This window comes from Acidiphilium sp. MT5 (assembly GCF_054767495.1).
Genome location: NZ_BAABMR010000012.1, coordinates 117253 through 135794, shown reverse-complemented (window position 1 = coordinate 135794; position 18542 = coordinate 117253). Strand labels below are relative to the sequence as shown.

The window sequence follows — 18542 nt, the reverse complement described above, 5'->3', positions numbered from 1 at the left end:
ATCAAAAGCGAAATTATTCGGCGGCTTGGCTGATGGCGGCGAGGCGGGCGGGTTTGAGGATGGCGATTCGGTGATCGCTGCCGATGGTGACGATGCCTTGCTTGCGCAGGGTGGCGAGGGCGCGCGAGACGGTTTCGATGGTGATGCCGAGATAATCGGCGAGTTCGCTGCGCGACATGGGTAGATCGAGGGCCGCGTCCTGTGCAGTGTTGGGGGTGGCGCAGGGAGCGGCGCGGCTGCGCCAGCCATCGAGGAAGGTGGCGACGCGCTCGATGGCGGTTTTGCGGCCCAGCAGGAGCATTTGTTCTTGGGCGATGACCAGCTCATGGGAGGCGACATCGAGCAATCGGCGCTCGATGATCGGGAAGCGACCGAAGACGGCGCGCAGTTCGGTGCGATCAAACCGGCAATATTGGATCGGTTCGAGGGCTTCGGCGGTGAAGCCATAGATATTTTCGGCGGCGAGGCCGACGAAATCGCCGGTGCTGACGAAGCCGATGATTTGGCGCCGGCCATCGGGGAGGTCTTTATAGAGTTTGGCGGTGCCGTGATTGATATTGAAAAATTGTTTGGCTGGATCGCCTTCGGTGATGAAAATTTGGCCGCGGGCGGCGCTGGCGCGGCGGGCGACGCCGGCGAGGAAATGCAGATCATCATCGCCCAACGCGTCGCACACCCCGATATGGCGGGCTTCGCATTTGGCGCAGAGACCGGCACTCATTTCGGCGGCCACATTGATTGGCCCACGCCGAATGATGCTCAGATCATCGGGCATTGCGCTTCCCCTTCAGAACTATCGGCCAGTGATCAACTTTATTGGGTGTTGCTGAATGGGAAGGTATGCTGGCCTGATGGCGGGGTCAAGGTTTAAGTTGATCGTAGGCCTCCAGGGCTTTTGCGGCGTACATAGCGGATGGGCCAGCGCCCATATAAACCGCCATGGCGAGGGTTTCGGCGATTTCTTCGCGGCTGGCGCCGGCCCGCACGGCATCGCGCGCGTGATAGGCGATGCATGGCTCGCAGCGTGTGGCGACGCCGATGGCCAGGGCGATGAGTTCCTTGGTTTTACCATCAAGCGCGGCACCGCCATGGGCTGATTTGGCCAGGGTCGAGAAGGCTTTCATCATGTCGGGATGGGCATCGCGCAGGCGACCGACGCCTTGATCCATTGCGGTAATCATGGCTGGCCAATCGTTGATCATGAGGCGGCTCCTTGAGTTGGATGAGGGTTGGGCGGTGATCCGGCGGCGAGGCGGGTGAGGGCTTGGGGGTTGAGGATGCGGATGCGGTGGGCGCTGAGATGTTCGATCCATTGGCTGGTTTGGAACCAGCCGAGAATGCGGCGCAGTGAGGCGGTGCTGAGGGCGAGAAAATCGGCGATGTCGATCCGGCGCATGGGGATGATGAGGAGGGTTGGGTCTTGCGGGTCGGGCGTGGTGCGCTCGTGCAGGCAGAGCAGGAAGGCGGCGATGCGCTGGGGCGGCGGGGCGCGGCGGGTGAGCAGATGGGCTTGGGTGGCGCGGAGATTGGCGCAAAATTGGTTCAGCAAGCGTTGATGCAGGCTTGTATCGGCGGTGAGGAGATGGTTCAGCCGATCATGCGGCAGAGTGTAGGCGGTGAGTTGGGTGATGGCTTGGGCGGAGCGGGTGTAGGCGGGTGGGCTGAATTGGCCGAGACTATCGTGGCTGAAGGCGAAACCGATCACCACCGGGCGATGGTCAGCCGGTTCGGCGATTAATTTGGCGACACCGCTGATGATGTTGAACAGGGCTTGAACCGGCTGGCCGACATGGAACAGGTAATCGCCGGGCGCAAAATGATCGAGCTGGGCGATTTGGCCGAGTTTTTTGGCTTGATGCGATGACAAGGCTGCCTGGGGCAGCAAACGAGGCGGAGCAGGCGGGGCCGGGGATGCTGCGGCAGTTGGCATGGGGGGTGTGGCCTTGGGTTGTTGGAGCATAATATCGGTTGATGGGCGTAGCATCGGCCCGGAGCGATGGTGCGGTCTTTGATTTAGATCAAGTGATTTTTTGCGCCTGTTTGTTGGTATATCGTAACGAATAGGTCGTGATTCTGCGCTCAGCGCTCGAAGTTGATTTTTGCGCGGGCGGGTGGCCCGTAGATATGGCCGGGCAAAGTGGGGCGTGGCGGAGCAGGAGGGTATTTTGCCAGCATATAGTCGTAAAATGACGGCTCCGGTTTTTCGCTCCGCCGCGCTGGTTTGCGCGCTGGTTTGGGGCGAGGTGGGCGCGGTTTGCGGGGTAATTTGAGGTAAGCGGGGAGCGGGATTGCGAGCATGTGGCAGAGCGGGCGCAGCACGCGGCCTATGCTTGGGTTTTCGCTGTGCAGGAGCGACAAATCGGGGTCTTCGAGGAAGCGGATCAGATGGCCGCGCACGTAGGGGATGTGATGGCCGGGGAAGGTTTGCAGCAGCCAGCCATTTTGCCCCGGAATTTCGCGCCTTTTTGCTCCGGTTGGAGGGGGTGGCGCTGGTGCTTCTGCGGGTTCGGGCGCGGTTTGCGCTTTCGCGCCGGGTTTGCGTTCGCGGATGGGGCGGGGATTGCAGGAGAGAGAACGAAAACGGCGGGCGAGGAGCGAAATACGGTGCCAGACGGCCCACTTGAGCGAAAGATTAAAGCGGGCGTAGTCGGGGGCGCCGAGGGTTTTGCGGAGCATCTGCGCGATCGCGGTGAAGCGGTCGGCGAGCAAAAGCGCGAGGGGGTTAGTGACCTGCTCCATTTCGCTAACATGGCATAACAGGGGGTGGGTGCGAAAGGGGAAAATGCGGCGATGGTCTTGGAGCGCGGTGGTTGCGAGATGGTGGGGTGCTCAAGCGCACCCCACGCTACGAGCTGGCTATCTTTTCGAACTTATTGCAATCATTTGTGGCACCTGACATAGTGGTTGAATAATCAATCTTTGGCCAAGTCGGATTGGTTTTGACGTGCCCGGAGATAATTGGCGTATGCGGTTGCGAGTTTTTAGACCAGTTTAGGGCGCGAAAGTGCCGGACTTAGTGGCTCAGCGGTTGGCCGGAAAGCTTTATTTATTTAAGTTTGAAAGGTGATTCGATGGCTGAGACAACCAGAATTTTATCAAACCTGAATGAGAGCCAGAGAGATTTCCTGCGCGACGCCCAACTTTTTGAAAGCCTTCCATCAATCATCCTGATTCGCCTCTTTTATGGCTTCCAATTTACAATGTTATCGATGCTGGTTGCGTTTCCTAGCACTCAATCCCAGATTGCACTTCCTTACATTAGTTTTTGCATTCTTGTCGATTTTCTTCGGATTGTATTTATTAAGAGCATTCGAGTTGCCGTTCTTTACCCGCGGCGCGCAAATGAGTTTGGTACGATCGATGTTCTTAACTATTCAAGAAGTAATTATACTGGAGTGGTATTTCTTTCTTTATATATTGCATCACCCTTTTTTGCACTTATTTTCGAAATAAATTCCTCCGGAGATTTTATTATGAAACTTGTATCTCACTTCGATTTTATATCATATGTCCACCGCCTGTTTACTTACGGGTTCTCATCCCACACATATAAGGTCTTCTCGTTCGCATATATTGTTGTGATTACAATTATTGACGCGATACTCATCGCCATCGCCAGCACAACAGGAATAATATTGTTAAATTTTGATACTGTGACAAAACTAATAAGGCTAAATGGCCCTAAGCGCGGGCGGCCGCCTAACGTATCGGGATTATGTACGATGATGATAGTGTTCGGTCTTTTATTTTGGATGTTCCAACTCATTGTGAGTCCAACGGACCACCGGGTCGTTACCAATGGGTATGATTGGGCTGGCCCTTTTCCCATGGCGTTGTATGGTTTGGCTAAATGGGGAATTATTTTATCGGCTCTTTCGCTGAACCGCTTCTTTATGTTGTCGCTACAGGGGTATTATACCTTGCAGCATGATAGGATTAAATTACCGTGAATCATGAAGGTGTTAGGGCGCCCTGCAGGTTTAATGATGTGTCGGTTATGATGGCTAGTGTTTGCGCGAAGATTTACGAAGATAATTCGATGTCTATCCATCGGATCCGAAGATATAATATGAACGATGATTACCGTTCAACCAACCTGCTCTAGAATCGACACCTGTTCATAATTTTTTTGAATTGTCGTCCCGCAAGGGCGGTAATTATAACACTCACACCGGAGAGTTTTGTTTCATGCCAAGCGTCTCTAATGCTATAGAAGGCCAAGGAATCAAATTTATTGCTGAGGAAGATGATTTTGTGAAGGCTGCGCTTCTGAATAGCCGTTTGATCTCTCGTCTCTTACGGATTTATGCTATTTTTTTAGCAATAATTATAGGAGTTTCGATCCTACGACATAACCAAACATTTGCCAAAACTATCGGAATGTTTGGTCAGTCGACCATTACTTTTCTTATTTTTCTATTTTTGTACAGGATTTTCATAATCCCAGCTGGTGCTCGGCGGACCTATCAGAAGTCTCCGCTCGCTCACGAGACGCAGTTATTAGTAATTTTACCTGACCAGATCTTAATCCGATCTGATCGCGGTGAGATTCAGTTTGAATGGAAAGATTTTGTCGCCTGGCAGGCTAATAAGTATGTGACGTTGCTTTATATAAGCTCACGAATTTATATCATAATCCCTTCTCGATTAGCTGAGCAGGGTGCGGACATCGACTTGATGCATTTTGGACTCATGGCCGCTCTGGGTAAAGCTAAACAGTAATTATTGCTGCATAGGCGTAACGGATGCGAGTTGACCACCTCGATATTAATCTTGGCATTGCCCGGAGTGGGTTTGGGATGAATGATGGTGCTTACCGGATGTCGTGGGCGTCCACAAAGAGTTGTCATCATATTTTAACGCGGCGATGGATGAGACGACGTTTTATCAGGCTTTGTTCATTGCTGAGGCATTTCCCAGAAACACGGTGGTTTCGCGGTTATCCGAGCGTCAACGGTGTGTGGAGCGCGGCCAGCGGTTTGGGGATGATTTGATTGTTTTGCGGGTGCGGGTTATCGGCGATGGGGGTTTGGCGATGGGCCGGGCAGGTGATGGGGAGAAGATAGATTGCCGCGACCACTTCGCGGTCTCGCAATGACGGGTGGGATTGGTTGGTGACGGGGAGCGAAAAACTAAGGCGGTGGCGCTGCGCGGTTTCGGGGCTGTTGATGGGAAGGAGATGGATTGCCACGACCGCTTCGCGGCCTCGCAATGACGGGTGGGGGCGGTTGGTGATGCGGCGCGAAAGAATGCGGTGGTCCGGTGCGATTTTGGGGTTGGTGCTGGGGTGGGCGCTGGTGGGGCAGGGGGCGCGGGCGGCTGGGTTGGGTGGGGCTTGCCGGTCGTTGCCGATTTTGCCGAAGAATTTGGTGCTTGGGCAGGTGTTTCCGGTGAATTTGCCGCCTTACGGGTTGGTTTGTTTTGCGGCGCATCTGATCCCTGATCCGTTTGAATATCCGCCGGCGCAGCATGTTCATGGGCGTTGGGGGCCGTATATTGCGTTGAGCTTATATCGGCAGGGGCGGGATGTTTATGATTTTACCGATCCGCATACGCCGCCGGAATTATGGAATACCGGGATTGATAAACTGGTCGCGGTGGCGTTCCGGCGCTTGCCGGGGAGCAGTGCTCTGGATGTGATTGTGCTTGGGCGCGGTCACGGGGCGGGGGCTTCGGCGATTTATCAACCGCTAGTGTTTATGGGTTCGCGGACGGGATTTTCGCTGAATTATAATCTGAGTTTGACCCTGTTTGAGCGGGCAAATATTTCCAATATGCCGAGTTTGCTGGGTGCGATTGATAAAATCGGGGTGTCGGTGCCGCCGCCAAGGGCGTGAAAATAAGAGTGTGGTCTGGGCGATGGTCTGGTGGGCATGGACAGATCGGCTGGTTGCGGGCAAGGAGAAAAAATGGAATTTGATTTGACTGCTTTGCCGCCGCTTGATCAGTACAAGCTGTTGGCGTCGACGATTGTGCCGCGCCCGATTGCGTGGGTGGTGACGCTCAGCCCGGATGGGACGACGAATGCGGCGCCGTTTTCGTTTTTTAATGCGTTTGGGGCGGGGCCGCCGATTATTTGTATTGGTATTGGCGCGCGGGCGGTGGGCAATCCGAAGGATACCGGCGAGAATATTCGGCGCGAGGGCGAGTTCGTGGTGAATTTGGTGGCGCGGGCGAATGCGGAGGCGATGAATATCACCGCGATTGAGTTCGGGCCGGAGGTGAATGAGATCGAGCAGGCGCAGTTGAGTGTTTTGGCGTCGAGCCGGGTTAAGCCGCCGCGGATTGCGGAGAGTCCGGTGGCGATGGAGTGCAAGCTGCATTCGATTATCGATTTTTCGGCTGATCGGGCGTTGGTGATTGGCGAGGTGGTGGCGATGCATGTGTGGGATCATGCGGTGCTGGATGCCAAGCGCTGTCATATTGATACGCCGAAGCTGGATTTGATCGGGCGGATGCATGGCGGGGGTTGGTATACCGGGACCAGCGAGCGGTTTGATATGCCCCGGATTCCGGTGGAAGATTGGCCGATCCGGTGATCGCGGATGGGTGAGCGGCCGGTTCTGGCGCTGACCATGGGTGACCCTGCCGGGATTGGCGGGGAAATTACGGTTTCGTGTTGGCGGGAATTGCGGGCGCGGGGTGCGGCGGGGCCGATATTTATGGTGCTGGCGGACCCGGATTGGCTCGCGGGGTTTGGCGTGCCGGTGCAGGTGATTGAGCGGGTGGAGCAGGCGCCGGGGGTGTTTGGCGCGGCGCTGCCGGTGTTGCCGGTGCGGCTGGATGCGGCGGTGACGCCGGGGGTGCCGTCGGTCGCGAATGCGGGTGCGGTGATCCGCTCGATCGAGCTTGCGGTGGAGTTGGCGCTGGGCGGTGCGGTTGGGGCGGTGGTGACCAATCCGATTGCCAAATCGGTGCTGTATCAGGCGGGATTTGGGTTTCCGGGGCATACTGAGTTTTTGGGGTTTCTCACGGGTTGTGCGCATCCGGTGATGATGCTGGCGGGGCCGGAATTGCGGGTGGTGCCGGTGAGTGTGCATGAGGCGCTGCGGGTGGCGGTGGCGGGGTTGTGCACCGAGGCGATTATTACGGCGGGGATGGTGACGCAGGCGGCGTTGATCCGGGATTTTGGCATTGCGCGGCCACGGCTTGCGGTGGCGGGGTTGAACCCGCATGCGGGCGAGGCGGGGGCGATGGGCGATGAGGAGGGGCGGATTATCGCGCCGGCGGTGGCGGCGTTGCGCGCGCAGGGGGTTGCGGTGGTTGGACCTTTGCCGCCCGACACTATGTTTACCGCTGAGGCGCGGCGGCGTTATGATGCGGCGATTTGCATGTATCACGATCAGGCGCTGATCCCGCTGAAAACCTTGGATGTGGAGCGTAGCGTGAATATTACGTTGGGTTTGCCGATTATTCGCACCTCGCCGGATCATGGCACGGCGTTTGATATTGCCGGGCGTGGGGTGGCGCGGGCAGGGAGTTTGCTGGCGGCGCTGGAGGTTGCGGCTTCTATGGCGGTGAATTTGGGGGCGCGCTCATGAGTGCGCCGGTGCGGCTTGGGGTGAATTTGGATCACGTGGCGACGCTGCGCAATGCGCGGGGGGTGGATTATCCCGATCCGATCCGGGCGGCGCGGCTGGCGATTGAGGCGGGGGCGGATGGGATTACGCTGCATTTGCGCGAGGATCGGCGGCATATTCGCGATGCGGATATCGAGCGAGCGCGGGCTTTGGCGATTCCGTTGAATATGGAGATGGCGGCGACGGCGGAGATGGTGCGGATTGCCTGTGCGCTGCGCCCGCATGCGTGCTGTTTGGTGCCGGAGCGGCGCGAGGAAGTGACCACCGAGGGTGGGTTGGATGTGGCCGGGCAGCGCGCGGCTTTGGGGCCGGTGGTGGCGGCGCTGCGCGATGCGGGGATCAGGGTGTCGTTATTTGTTGATCCGGACCCGGTGCAGCTTGATGCGGCGGCGGGGTTGGGAGCGCCGGTGGTGGAGTTGCATACCGGTGCTTACGCCAATGGTCGCGCGGGCGAATTGGCGCGGCTGGTGGAGGGGGCGCGGCATGCGGCGGGGTTGGGGTTGGAGGTGCATGCGGGGCATGGGCTGACCTATGAGAATGTGGGGCCGATTGTGGCGCTGCCTGAGGTGCGCGAGTTGAATATTGGGCATGCGCTGGTGGCGGAGGCGGTGTTCTATGGGCTGGTGGAGTCGGTGCGGCGGATGCGCGCGGTGATGGATGCCGGGCGGCGGCGCGTGGGGATCGGGTGAGGCGCTGAGCGCGGCGCTTGCGTTCGGGCGCTTGCGTTCGGGCGGCGGGGCGGTCAAAAGCCGGGTATGAGGGCGCTGATGCGGGCGAGCAGACTTGATTGGTATATTTTTCGCCAGCTTTCGGTGGGGCTGATCGCGATTACGGTGGGGTTGGTGGCGCTGACCTGGATGACGCAATCGCTGCGGTTCATTCAGTTGATTTTGCAGCATGGTTTGTCGCCGGTGGTGTTTGTGCATTTGACCGGGCTGTTGCTGCCGAGTTTTTTCGCGGTGATTCTGCCGATTACGCTGTTTATCATTATTTTATTCGTTTATTCGCGGCTGGCGGCGGATCGGGAATTGACGGTGATGCGCGCGGCGGGCTGTTCGGATGTGGCGATTGCGCGGCCGGCTTTGGCGCTGACGGTGCTGGTGATGGCGCTGTGTTGGGTGTTGAATGTGTGGCTGGTGCCGAGCAGTTTGCAGAGTTTCAGCCGGTATGAGTTTGAAATTAGGAATAAAATTGCGGCGTTTTTGCTGGAGCCGGGGGTGTTTACCCCGATTGAGCCGCATGTGACGGTGTATGTGCAGCGGCGGACGCCGGATGGGGTGTTGCAGGGGATCATGATTTACGACAGCCGCGATAAGGGCGCGCCGGCGACGATTTTGGCGCGGTCTGGGCGGTTGGTGCGCGGGGCGACGGGGCCGTTGGTGCTGTTGCGCGATGGGTTGCGTCAGCAGCTCGATCCCAAGACGCAGCGGTTGAATACGCTGAGTTTCAAGCGGGATTTGATCAATATCAGCCAGGGGACCAAGAGCGATCCGGCGGTGGCGCCGAAAACATCGGAGGCCTCGATGGCGCAGCTTTTGCATCCGGACCCGACCAAAGTGGGGGTGGCGACGCGCAAGAAATGGCATGCCGAGGTGGCGCGGCGGCTGGCCGGGCCGTTTGCGGTGCTTTCTTATGCGATAATCGCTTTGTTTGCCGCGCTGGGGGCGAAATTTCGGCGATTTGGCGGGATGGCGGCGCCGGCGAGTGCGGTGGCGGGGGTGATTATGCTGGTGGCGCTGAATGTGACGGTGGGGAATTTGGCGTCGCGGGATAATGCGTTGATTCCGTTGATTTGGTTGGCGGAATGTGGACCAATTTTGCTAATACCGGCGGGGTTTTGGGTCTGGCGCCGATGGGCGCGGCGGGCGATGCGGTCCGCACCGCTGGGCACGGTGGCGTGATGGCGGGATTGGCGACGAGCACAGCGCCGATGGCGGCGCGGCGGGTGGGGCTGCCGCCTTGGACCCTGTCATTTTACATCGGGCGGCGGTTTTTGGCTTCGGTGCTGGCGATGCTGGGCGGGCTGACCTTGATCGGCGCGCTGTTTGATTTTCTGGATTTGCTGCGGCAGGCGGCGGATAAGCCGGCGGCGACGCTCGCGATTGTCAGTGAGATGGAGCTGCTGCGGGTGCCGTGGCTGGGGCTGCGGATTTTGCCGTTCGCGGTGTTGCTGGGCGGGATTTATGCGTTTTGGCGGCTGAACCGCTCCTCCGAGCTGGTGGTGGCGCGGGCAAGCGGGGTTTCGGCCTGGCAGTTTTTGGCGATGCCGGTGGCGACGGCGGCGGGGTTGGGGGTGCTTGCGATGACGGCGCTCAGCCCGCTCTCGGCGGTGATGTTTGCGCGGGCGGATACGCTCTATTCGGCGTATTTGGCGGTGGGGGCGGGACCGCTCTCATTGAGCGGTGGGCAGCTTTGGGTGCGTCAGGCTGATCCCTCTGGTGCCAGCGGGGCGACGGCGATTTTGCACGCAAAGGATGTGCGGATTGTCAAGCATGTGTTGAGCACCGGGGCGGTGACGATTTTGCGGCTGGGGCCGCAGACGCAGTTTGTTGAGCGGATTGATGCGGGTTCGGCGATTTTGAGCCGGGGCGATTGGGTGTTGCGGCAGGTGGCGATTGTGCATCCCGATGCGGCACCGGACCAGGTTTCGGTGATGCGGTTTCCGACCGATTTGACCGTGCAGCGGGTGCAAGAGAGTTTTGCCGATCCGAGTGCGTTGTCATTCTGGGCGCTGCCGGGCTTCATTCATTTGTTGCGCCGGTCTGGGTTTTCGACGACGCGCCATGAATTGGCCTATCAGGCTTGGCTGGCGCTGCCTTTGCTGTGCGCGACCATGGCGCTGGTGGCGGCGGGATTTTCGATGCGCCCGGTGCGGCGCGGGGGGGCTGCGCAAATGCTGGCGGGCGGGGTGGCGTTTGGGTTTGCCTTGTTCATGGTGTCGGAAGTGGCGGCGCAATTTGGCAAATCAGGGGCGTTGCCGGTGATTTTGGCGGCGTGGGCGCCGGCGGCGGCGGGATTGATGCTCGCGGTTGCGTTATTGCTGCATCTGGAGGATGGCTAAGAGGATGGCGCGCTTAAGCTTAAAACATGCGATCCGGTGGCGCGCCTGGCCGTTGAGCCTAGCGGTGGCGGCGGCGTGTGTTACGGTGGCGCACGCGCAACTTGCCGGGCTGGTGGGCGGGCCTGAGCGGCCCATTTCCAAGACTGCACCCGTGACGTTTCAGGCGGATCGGGTGCGGTATGATAAAAATACCGGGATTGTGACGGCTGCGGGGCATGTTGAGGCGTGGCAGAACGGGCATGTATTGTTTGCCGATCGGGTGGTGATTAACCGCAATACCGATCAAGCGACGGCGATGGGCCATGTGGTGATCATGGAGCCGTCTGGGCAGGTGGTGTTTGCCAAGAAGGCGGATTTATCCCACGGCATGAAGGATGCGGTGACGCGCGGTGTGGCGGTGTTGCTCGCGCAGAATGGGCGGCTGGTGGGCAATGGGGCGCGGCGCTTTGGCGGCGAGATTAACGAGATTGCCAAGCCGGTCTATTCGACCTGCGATTTGTGCAAAAATGATCCGACCGCGCCGCCACTGTGGCAGATTCGCGCGCGCAGCGCGGTGGAGGATTTGCAGCATAAGGTGATCGAATATCACGATGCCGAGCTGCAAATTTATGGATTTCCGGTATTTTATTTGCCGTATTTGTCACAGCCCGATCCTTCGGTGCGGCGGCAGAGCGGCATTTTGATCCCGGCTTTTGGCTCATCGACCCATATTGGCGAGTTTTTCGCAATTCCGTATTTTTGGCGGATCAGCAAGAGCCAGGATGCGACGATTGTGCCGATTATCGCCACCAAGGCCGGGCCGGTATTGGATGTGAAATATCGCCAAGCGTTCAATTTCGGTAAATTGAACATCAATGTCTCGGCGGGGCATGATCGCTACGCGCAGGCGCGCGGCCTATCGGATGCGATTTTTGCCAACGGGGTGTTTGACCTTAATTCGACCTGGCGCGCTGGATTTTCGTATAATCGCACATCGAACGTGCAGTATTTGAACGATTTTCGCTATTTGCCCAATGCCGGGTTTTTGGCCTCGAATGCCTATTTGGAGGGGTTTGGCCGAGGCTCGTATGCGCGGATTGATGCGCAGACTTTTCAGGGGCTGATCACCAGCATCACCCAGAGCCAATTGCCGATTGTCGCCCCGTATGCGCGCTATGATTATGTTGGCAGCCCGGATGCGTGGGGCGGGCGGGTCAGTTTGGCGGCCAGCGCGTTCAATATTTTCCGGCAGGTGGGCACCGATTCGCGCCGGGTGGCCGCGATTATGGGGTATAATTTGCCGGTGGATGCGCCGGACGGGCTGTTGATCGATGCGCGATTGCGGCTGATCGCGGCGGGCTATTCGGCGAGCAAGCTCAATGAGCAGCCGAATTTTTCCAGCGTTGATGCGGCGAGCACGGCGCGGGCGATCCCGATTGGGGCGGTGCAGTTTCGCTGGCCGCTGGAGCGCTCGGCGGGACGCTGGGGCACGCAGGTGATCGAGCCACGGGTGCAATTGGTGGTGGCACCGAATTACGGGATTACCCAAACGACGCTGATCCCCAATGAGGATAGTCTTGATTTGTCATTTACCGACGAAAATCTGTTCAGCCTGAACCGGTTTGCGGGGATTGATCGGTTCGCCGGCGGGGCGCGGGTTGATTATGCGCTGCAGGGGGCTTGGTATTTTCCGGATGGGGCGCGGATGTCCGGCTTGATCGGGCAATCGGTTGCGGCACATAAAAATGCTTTATTTCCCGTGGGTAGCGGGCTGAATGACAATATTTCGGACATTGTCGCCCGGGCAACGGTGGCGCCGGTGCCGTGGTTGGATTTTACCTATCGCACCCGGCTGTCGCATCATGATTTGGGGGCGCGGCTGATTGATGGGTCGGTGCGGATTGGCACCAAGGCGCTGAATGTGACGCCGGGCTATCTCTATTCCAATACCGACCCGTATTATTTGGGCACCCAAGCGGCGTTGCCGGCGGCTTATTTCACCCCCCGGCGGGAATTGACTTTGAGTGCCGCGACGGTGGTGAACAAGAATTGGAGTTTTTCGGCGATGACCGCGCGTAATATTCAGACGCAGCAATTCGATTATGCAGCGTTTTCGGCGACTTGGCAGAATGAATGCGCGGCGGTGAGCCTGAATTTCTATCGGCGCGACACCTCGTATAATAACGACCACGGCAGCACCACGGTGCTGATTAATATCACCCTGAAAACCCTCGGCAGTTTTGGATTTAGTGCACTATGAATACTCGGTTGGTTGATCTGCGGCGAATTGGTTTGCGGGCCTTGATCGCGGCTTTGGCGGTATCGGCCCTGGTCCTGAAGCTGGGCGGGACGGCGCAGGCGCAGGATGCGCGGATTGCCGCCGTGGTGAATGGCACGGTGATTACCAATCAGGATGTCGATGCGCGGGCGCGGCTATTTGCGCTCTCGGCGGGGTTGCCGATGTCGGCCAACACGCTGAGCCGGTTGAAGCCGCAAATCGTTAATCAGTTGATCGATCAGACCTTGCAGTTGCAGGCGATTGAAAAAAACCACGTGGTGGTCACGCAAAAGCAAATTGCGGCGGCGGTGGAGCGGATCAACAAGGCCAATGGTTTGCCGCCGAACGGGTTGCAGCAGCGGCTGGCCAAAGCGGGCATCCCGTTTTCGACGCTGATCAGCCAGTTTCGCACGCAAATTGGCTGGAATGGGGTGCTGAAAAAGCATTTGGGTGAGAATTTTCGCCCGACCAAGGAGGATGTGCTCGCCGAACGGGCGGCGATGCGCAAGGAGATTGGCCAGACCCAGTATCATATTGCCGAGATTTTCGTGCCGATTGATCGGCCCCGCGATGCGCAGAATGCGCGCAAATTTGCCGATACGGTGATCAAGCAATTGCGCAACGGGGCGGCGTTTCCAGTAGTGGCGGCACAATTCAGTCAGAGCGAGAGCGCGCTCACTGGCGGCGACAAAGGCTGGGTGGCGCCCGATTTGCTTGATCCGGCGGTGCGCGCAATTGTGGAGCGGATGCCGACCGGGGCGATTAGCGATCCGGTGCGGGTGCCGGGTGGTTATGAAATTGTCTCGCTGTTGGGCACGCGCAAATTTGGCGAGGTGCCGACCACGATTTTGCACGTTAATCAGGTGTTTTTGAAATTTCCCACACCATTCAATGGCGGACAGCCGGATGCCGGGCAGATTGCGGTGCTGAACCGGGCGGGGGCGTTGCGCGGCACTCTGCATGATTGCGCTGCGGTGGCGGCGGCGAACCAGGCGGCGGGCTCGGTGCGGCCCACCAGTCCGGGGCCGGTTGATCTCTCCACCGTGCAGCCGGCAGCGTTTCAGCAATTGCTTGGCTCGTTGCCGATTGGCCAGGCGAGCCAGCCGCTGGTGTCGCACAATGGCGTGGCGCTGGTGATGGTGTGTTCGCGGGTGCAAAAAACCACGGGCCTGCCGGGGCTTAATCGGATTGGCTCCGATTTGATCCAGCGGCGGGTATCGTTGGAGTCGCGGCAATTGATGGATGCGTTGCATCGTGAGGCGATTATCACCCGCAGCGCGGGGGCCTGATCGATCAGCGCTGATCCCTCGATCCGGGCGGTGATGGCGCGGCACGGATTGTCGCCGCGCAAATCGCTTGGGCAGCATTTTTTGCTCGATCCAGATTTGCTCGCGCGGATTGTGCGGGCGGCGGGGCCGCTCGCCGGGGTGCGGGTGATTGAGGTGGGGCCGGGGCCGGGCGGATTGACCCGCGCCTTGCTCGCGAGCGAGGCGCAGAGCGTGGTTGCGGTGGAAATTGACCCACGGGCGGTCGCGGCGATTGAGGCGTTGCGGGGCGACCATCCGGAGCGGCTGCGGATTATCGAGGCGGATGCGATGAGCCTTGATTTGGCGGGATTGGTGGCGGCACCGCGCGCGATTATTGCCAATTTGCCGTATAATGTCGGCACTGGCTTGCTGGTGGACTGGCTGACCCAAGCGGACTCGTTTCAAGTGATGGTGCTGATGTTCCAAGCGGAAGTGGCGCAGCGCATTGTGGCGAAGGCGGGGGATGCGGCCTATGGGCGGCTGGCGGTGTTGGCGGGGCTGACAATGCAGGCGGATTTGGTGATGCATGTGCCGGCTTCAGCGTTTGTGCCACCACCCAAGGTGGAATCGGCGGTGGTGCGGTTGCTGCCGCGCGCCGAGGTGCCGGAGCGGGCGGTGTTGGAGGTGGTGGCGCGGATTACCGCTTGTGCCTTTGGCCAGCGGCGGAAAATGCTGCGCGCCTCGTTACGGGCGATTGATGCGGTGCCGCTCCTGGAGGTTGCCGGGATTGATCCGCAGCGCCGGGCGGAGACGGTGCCGCCGGAGGCCTATTTGGCGATGGCGCGGCACGCTATGGCAGTGGGACATGCGATCGCCAAGCCAGGGGCAGGCCGGCAAGCTCCAGCGTGAGCCGTTGGGCGCGCCGGGGCAGGGCGATGATGCCGATGCCATTGGTCCACAGGGCTGGATCGCCCGCGTCACGCGGGTGAAAGCCTGACCGGGCCAAATGATCCGGCGCGAATTTTGTGCGCCCGATGCGCAGCCCCGTCAGGGCGATGCCGAGTTGGCGCCAATCATCCGACGCCGGATCAAACGCGGCGGGGGCAAAATGGGCGGAGCGGATTTCGGCGTGATCGCAATGGCGCGGCGGCAAAGCAAAGCGGCGGGTGAGGGCGGTGGTCAGCAAGGGTTTGGCGGCGATGCCATCGACCATCACGGTAAGATCAGTGACGAAATGGCGGGAAAAACCGCTGGCTTGCGCGCGGGCGAGCAGGCTGGCGCGGAGTTTTTGCAGGGTTTTGCCCTGGGTGCAGAGCGGGGCGGCGGCATCGTGATCCCAGCTTTTGCGGCGGCCAAATCGCGGGGCGCCATTTTCAAAGGCGCTGCGATTGCCGGTATCGAGATAGGTTTCGCACGCTAGCCCTTCGGCCAGCACGACATCGTGGCGGTCCAGTTCGAGATGGAAATAATGCACGCTTTGCGGCGGGTTGGCATTGGTGATGGTGGCGCCATTGATCAGATGTTTGGCGGGGATTAGCACGCCTTCGAAATAGATCCCGTGATCGGGTGAGAGGGATAGGGTGCGCCGGGGCATGCCGGGGCCGAACGCATCGGCCAGGATGCGCACCGGGGCGAGGCTGGGCGGGAGTGTGGGGCCGTGATGGGTGATGCGGCGATGGCCGATCCAGCGAATCGGGCGGATGGTGCCAAGGCGGGTGATGATGTGATCGCCAACGGTCAGGTTTTCGACCGGGACGTGGCCGCGCGGGGTGAGGATTTCGGTGCCTGCGGCAAAGCAGGCGGGGTTTTGGGCGTTGAGGGTGCCGATCGGGATAATGGTGGCGAGGCTGCCGGTGAGGTCGACCGTTGCGTTGGGCAGGTTGGGGAGCAAGAGCTGATCGGACGCGCCAAAGCCGGGCAAGGTGAGCGTGGTGCCGATGGCGACGTCATCCAAAGTGAGGGTGGCGCGTGCCTGGGGGGCGAAGGCGAAGATTTGGCCGCTGACGGCGTCATTGACCATGGCGGCGGCGCTGCCGGCGAGGCTGATCGTGCCTTCGGTGCCGGCTTGATCGGTCACTGCGCCATCCATGATGGTGAGGCTGCCGCTATTGAGGATGATGGTGCCGGAATTTTCGAGTTCCGTGCCGGCAAGGGCGAGGCTGGCGCCGGGATTGATTTCGATCAGGCCGCTATTGGCAAAATAGGGCGCGGCGGCGCCGGGTAGGCCGGAGATGGCGCCGAGATCCAACACAATATCCACGTTGGCGGCGGGGGCGAGGGCGATGACCCCTTGATTGACCAGGGAATCTTGGGCGAACAGATCGGCGGTGCCGACCACTGAGAGGTGGTTGGTGGTGCCGAAGGCGATGGCGCCGCCATTGCCGATCAAGCCCGCAGCGCTGGCGCCCGATTGCAGCAGGATGTTGGCATTGAGGGTGATGCCCGGATCGATTGACGCCCAAACCCCGTCGATCACGCCGGTGAGGCCGGTGCCGGGGAGTTGGCCTGCTGACCAGTTTTGCGCGGCACTCCAATCGGCTGCCGGTTCGGTGATCGGCTCGAACCAATCGAGCGTCACGGTTTGGGTGATCGCGATACCGAGGGTGGGGGCCAGAGGATCGGGCTGCATGACGCGTTAGCCGGGTGATGAGGTGATCATTCCGGAATGCTATCAGAGATTGATTAACAGGCGTATAACAAAATCGGGGCGTGCCGGATTAATCGCTACCGAGCCGGGCTGCGCGTTGGGCGATGCGGAATGGTGCGGCGGGATAGACGCCGAGGATGTTGATTTCACGCGAGAAAAAATCGAGCTCTTCGAGGGCGAGGCGGACGGCGTGCTGTTCGGGGTGGCCATCGATTTCGGCGAGAAACTGGGTGGCGGCGAATTGGCCGCCGACCATGTAGCTCTCTAGGCGGGTCATGTTGACGCCGTTGGTGGCAAAGCCGCTGAGGGCTTTGAACAGAGCGGCGGGCACGTTGCGCACGCGAAACACAAAGCTGGTCATCAGGTTTTCGGCATCCGGCGGCGGTAGCCTCGGCGTGCGGGCCATCACGTAGAAGCGGGTGGTGTTGTGCGGGGCGTCTTCGACGTTGGGGCGCAGGACTTCCAGCCCGTGAATCTCGGCGGCAAGGGCGGAAGCGATGGCGGCGTCTTGCGGGTTGTTCCAGCGGGCGACCAGTTCGGCGGAGACCGCCGTGTCGGCCTCGATCACCGAGATGGCGCCGAGTTCGCGGATCAAATTGCGCACCTGGCCGAGGGCCACGGCGTGCGAGTGGACGCGCTGGACGGCTGAGATGTCCGCGCCTTTGGGGCCGAGCAGGCAATGCTCGACCCGTTGGAAATGTTCGGCGATGATCGAGAGGCCGGAATGGGGCAACAAAGCGTGCATGTCCGGCACGCGCCCGACCAGGGAGTTTTCGGTGGGGAGCATGGCGAGGGCGGCTTCGCCCTGCAACACCGCCTCGATGGCGGCTTCGAAGGTTTGGCAAGGCAGGGTCGGCACGCCGGGATAGGCGGTGCGGCAGGCGAGATCGGAATAGGCGCCGGGGGAGCCTTGGAAGGCGATGGGGCCAGATAAGGCGGTGTTTGCGGTCATGGCGCTAGTTCCTCGCGGGCGCGGTGCAGATCGTCAAGGGTGTCAACGCCGAAAGGGGGTTTGGCGATGCGCGCGGCACCGATGCGCAGGCCAAGTTCAAGGGCGCGGAGCTGTTCGAGTTTTTCGCGCTGTTCGAGCGGGCTGGGCGGGCTGGCGACGAAGTGATCGAGGGCGGCGCGGCGATAGGCATAGACGCCGATATGATGCCAGAGTGGGCCGGGACCAGAGGGGATTGCGGCGCGGCTGAAATAGAGGGCGGTGGCGATGGGGTTGTGCTCGGAAAAGGCGCAGGCGACTTTGACCACCGACTCGGCGTGGCGCTCGGCTTCGGTGGTGATCGGGGCGACCAGGGTGGCGATGTCGTAGGTGGGTTCGGCGAGCACGCTGAGCAGCGCGTGTAAGGCGGCGGGATCGATGGTGGGAAGATCGCCTTGTAGATTGATGATAATATTATATTTTTTATCGGGATCGAAGTGCTGGAGGGCGGCGTGGATGCGGTCTGAGCCGCTGGGGAGATCAGGGTCGGTCAGGATGGCGGTGCCGCCGTCAGCGGTGATGGCCTCGGCGATGGCGGGTTCGGCGCAGGCGACCACCACCGGGCCGAGGGCGGCTTGCCGGGCGCGGCGCAGCACATGCACGATCATTGGGCTGCCGTGAATATCGGCCAATGGCTTGTTCGGCAGGCGGGTTGAGCCGAGCCGGGCGGGGATCAAAATTATCGGCGTTGAGATTGGAGCCTCCCTGATATTGGGGTATCGTCGCTTGTATCACTTTCCTAAATCGCTATACGTCTTCCGG

General features: G+C 60.1%; 19 protein-coding genes. 11 read left to right on the top strand and 8 right to left on the bottom strand.

Annotated elements, in window-relative coordinates:
• Positions 1–13: 13 nt before the first annotated feature.
• From ACYUCQ_RS13730 to ACYUCQ_RS13715, 4 genes are all read right to left on the bottom strand, one after another.
• Positions 14–775, bottom strand: coding sequence for a Crp/Fnr family transcriptional regulator (locus tag ACYUCQ_RS13730; RefSeq protein ID WP_460255116.1), 762 nt, complete (start codon positions 773–775; stop codon positions 14–16).
• An 85-nt stretch (positions 776–860) separates the two neighbouring features.
• Positions 861–1202 (bottom strand): carboxymuconolactone decarboxylase family protein, encoded by a 342-nt coding sequence (locus ACYUCQ_RS13725; RefSeq protein WP_460255115.1) that lies wholly within the window; start codon positions 1200–1202, stop codon positions 861–863.
• Positions 1199–1960, bottom strand: coding sequence for a Crp/Fnr family transcriptional regulator (locus tag ACYUCQ_RS13720; RefSeq protein ID WP_460255114.1), 762 nt, complete (start codon positions 1958–1960; stop codon positions 1199–1201). Before ACYUCQ_RS13720 ends, ACYUCQ_RS13725 begins: the two co-directional genes overlap by 4 nt.
• A 119-nt stretch (positions 1961–2079) precedes the next feature.
• Positions 2080–2739 (bottom strand): hypothetical protein, encoded by a 660-nt coding sequence (locus tag ACYUCQ_RS13715; protein ID WP_460255113.1) that lies wholly within the window; start codon positions 2737–2739, stop codon positions 2080–2082.
• A gap of 332 nt (positions 2740–3071) precedes the next feature.
• Between ACYUCQ_RS13715 and ACYUCQ_RS13710 the strand changes: the two genes are divergently transcribed.
• Both ACYUCQ_RS13710 and ACYUCQ_RS13705 read left to right on the top strand, forming a co-directional pair.
• The gene (locus tag ACYUCQ_RS13710; RefSeq protein WP_460255112.1) at positions 3072–3950 is read left to right on the top strand and encodes a hypothetical protein; all 879 of its coding nucleotides are present in this window, start codon (positions 3072–3074) and stop codon (positions 3948–3950) included.
• A gap of 184 nt (positions 3951–4134) precedes the next feature.
• Positions 4135–4722, top strand: coding sequence for a YcxB family protein (locus ACYUCQ_RS13705; RefSeq protein ID WP_460255111.1), 588 nt, complete (start codon positions 4135–4137; stop codon positions 4720–4722).
• A 217-nt stretch (positions 4723–4939) separates the two neighbouring features.
• On the opposite strand, the gene ACYUCQ_RS13700 is transcribed toward ACYUCQ_RS13705, so the two are convergent.
• A complete protein-coding gene (locus ACYUCQ_RS13700) occupies positions 4940–5191 on the bottom strand; it encodes a hypothetical protein (RefSeq protein WP_460255110.1) in 252 nt (83 codons plus the stop codon).
• Between the two features lie 43 nt (positions 5192–5234).
• On the opposite strand from ACYUCQ_RS13700, the gene ACYUCQ_RS13695 reads away from it, so the two are divergent.
• The 9 genes from ACYUCQ_RS13695 (at position 5235) to rsmA (ending at position 15054) form a co-directional block, all read left to right on the top strand.
• Complete coding sequence (locus ACYUCQ_RS13695; protein ID WP_460255109.1) at positions 5235–5837, top strand: hypothetical protein; 603 nt, start codon at positions 5235–5237, stop codon at positions 5835–5837.
• Positions 5838–5909: 72 nt separating this feature from the next.
• A complete protein-coding gene (locus ACYUCQ_RS13690; RefSeq protein WP_460255108.1) occupies positions 5910–6539 on the top strand; it encodes a flavin reductase family protein in 630 nt (209 codons plus the stop codon).
• A 6-nt stretch (positions 6540–6545) separates the two neighbouring features.
• On the top strand, positions 6546–7541 hold the full coding sequence (gene pdxA, locus ACYUCQ_RS13685) for a 4-hydroxythreonine-4-phosphate dehydrogenase PdxA (RefSeq protein WP_460255107.1): 996 nt from the start codon (positions 6546–6548) through the stop codon (positions 7539–7541).
• Positions 7538–8269, top strand: a complete 732-nt coding sequence (locus ACYUCQ_RS13680; RefSeq protein ID WP_460255106.1) for a pyridoxine 5'-phosphate synthase — start codon at positions 7538–7540, stop codon at positions 8267–8269. Before pdxA ends, ACYUCQ_RS13680 begins: the two co-directional genes overlap by 4 nt.
• Before the next feature lie 78 nt (positions 8270–8347).
• Positions 8348–9481 (top strand): LPS export ABC transporter permease LptF, encoded by a 1134-nt coding sequence (gene lptF, locus ACYUCQ_RS13675; protein WP_460255105.1) that lies wholly within the window; start codon positions 8348–8350, stop codon positions 9479–9481.
• A gap of 29 nt (positions 9482–9510) precedes the next feature.
• On the top strand, positions 9511–10641 hold the full coding sequence (lptG, locus tag ACYUCQ_RS13670; RefSeq protein ID WP_460255129.1) for an LPS export ABC transporter permease LptG: 1131 nt from the start codon (positions 9511–9513) through the stop codon (positions 10639–10641).
• A 4-nt stretch (positions 10642–10645) separates the two neighbouring features.
• Positions 10646–12880 carry an LPS-assembly protein LptD gene (locus ACYUCQ_RS13665; protein WP_460255104.1) on the top strand — a complete coding sequence of 745 codons (2235 nt, stop codon included), beginning with the start codon at positions 10646–10648 and terminating at the stop codon, positions 12878–12880.
• The gene (locus ACYUCQ_RS13660) at positions 12877–14187 is read left to right on the top strand and encodes a peptidylprolyl isomerase (protein WP_460255103.1); all 1311 of its coding nucleotides are present in this window, start codon (positions 12877–12879) and stop codon (positions 14185–14187) included. Before ACYUCQ_RS13665 ends, ACYUCQ_RS13660 begins: the two co-directional genes overlap by 4 nt.
• A 33-nt stretch (positions 14188–14220) precedes the next feature.
• Positions 14221–15054: a 16S rRNA (adenine(1518)-N(6)/adenine(1519)-N(6))-dimethyltransferase RsmA gene (gene rsmA / locus ACYUCQ_RS13655; protein WP_460255102.1), complete on the top strand. Its 834-nt coding sequence runs from the start codon at positions 14221–14223 to the stop codon at positions 15052–15054.
• On the opposite strand, the gene ACYUCQ_RS13650 is transcribed toward rsmA, so the two are convergent.
• The 3 genes from ACYUCQ_RS13650 to ACYUCQ_RS13640 form a co-directional block, all read right to left on the bottom strand.
• Complete coding sequence (locus ACYUCQ_RS13650; RefSeq protein ID WP_460255101.1) at positions 14996–16774, bottom strand: Hint domain-containing protein; 1779 nt, start codon at positions 16772–16774, stop codon at positions 14996–14998. The genes rsmA and ACYUCQ_RS13650 overlap by 59 nt on opposite strands.
• Before the next feature lie 88 nt (positions 16775–16862).
• A complete protein-coding gene (locus tag ACYUCQ_RS13645) occupies positions 16863–17744 on the bottom strand; it encodes a prephenate dehydratase (protein ID WP_460255100.1) in 882 nt (293 codons plus the stop codon).
• Complete coding sequence (locus tag ACYUCQ_RS13640; protein WP_460255128.1) at positions 17741–18475, bottom strand: 3-deoxy-manno-octulosonate cytidylyltransferase; 735 nt, start codon at positions 18473–18475, stop codon at positions 17741–17743. The genes ACYUCQ_RS13645 and ACYUCQ_RS13640 overlap by 4 nt, the downstream gene beginning before the upstream one ends.
• Between the last annotated feature and the right edge of the window lie 67 nt (positions 18476–18542).

Excerpts from the sequence above, each read along its gene's own strand:
- ACYUCQ_RS13665 (WP_460255104.1), top strand. The coding sequence starts at position 10,646 with ATGGCGCGCTTAAGCTTAAAACATGCGATCCGGTGGCGCGCCTGGCCG.
- ACYUCQ_RS13695 (WP_460255109.1), top strand. The coding sequence starts at position 5,235 with ATGCGGCGCGAAAGAATGCGGTGGTCCGGTGCGATTTTGGGGTTGGTG.
- lptF (WP_460255105.1), top strand. The coding sequence starts at position 8,348 with ATGCGGGCGAGCAGACTTGATTGGTATATTTTTCGCCAGCTTTCGGTG.
- ACYUCQ_RS13650 (WP_460255101.1), bottom strand. The coding sequence starts at position 16,774 with ATGCAGCCCGATCCTCTGGCCCCCACCCTCGGTATCGCGATCACCCAA.
- rsmA (WP_460255102.1), top strand. The coding sequence starts at position 14,221 with ATGGCGCGGCACGGATTGTCGCCGCGCAAATCGCTTGGGCAGCATTTT.
- lptG (WP_460255129.1), top strand. The coding sequence starts at position 9,511 with ATGGCGGCGCGGCGGGTGGGGCTGCCGCCTTGGACCCTGTCATTTTAC.
- pdxA (WP_460255107.1), top strand. The coding sequence starts at position 6,546 with ATGGGTGAGCGGCCGGTTCTGGCGCTGACCATGGGTGACCCTGCCGGG.
- ACYUCQ_RS13715 (WP_460255113.1), bottom strand. The coding sequence starts at position 2,739 with ATGGAGCAGGTCACTAACCCCCTCGCGCTTTTGCTCGCCGACCGCTTC.
- ACYUCQ_RS13680 (WP_460255106.1), top strand. The coding sequence starts at position 7,538 with ATGAGTGCGCCGGTGCGGCTTGGGGTGAATTTGGATCACGTGGCGACG.
- ACYUCQ_RS13720 (WP_460255114.1), bottom strand. The coding sequence starts at position 1,960 with ATGCTCCAACAACCCAAGGCCACACCCCCCATGCCAACTGCCGCAGCA.
- ACYUCQ_RS13725 (WP_460255115.1), bottom strand. The coding sequence starts at position 1,202 with ATGATCAACGATTGGCCAGCCATGATTACCGCAATGGATCAAGGCGTC.
- ACYUCQ_RS13710 (WP_460255112.1), top strand. The coding sequence starts at position 3,072 with ATGGCTGAGACAACCAGAATTTTATCAAACCTGAATGAGAGCCAGAGA.
- ACYUCQ_RS13645 (WP_460255100.1), bottom strand. The coding sequence starts at position 17,744 with ATGACCGCAAACACCGCCTTATCTGGCCCCATCGCCTTCCAAGGCTCC.
- ACYUCQ_RS13690 (WP_460255108.1), top strand. The coding sequence starts at position 5,910 with ATGGAATTTGATTTGACTGCTTTGCCGCCGCTTGATCAGTACAAGCTG.
- ACYUCQ_RS13660 (WP_460255103.1), top strand. The coding sequence starts at position 12,877 with ATGAATACTCGGTTGGTTGATCTGCGGCGAATTGGTTTGCGGGCCTTG.
- ACYUCQ_RS13730 (WP_460255116.1), bottom strand. The coding sequence starts at position 775 with ATGCCCGATGATCTGAGCATCATTCGGCGTGGGCCAATCAATGTGGCC.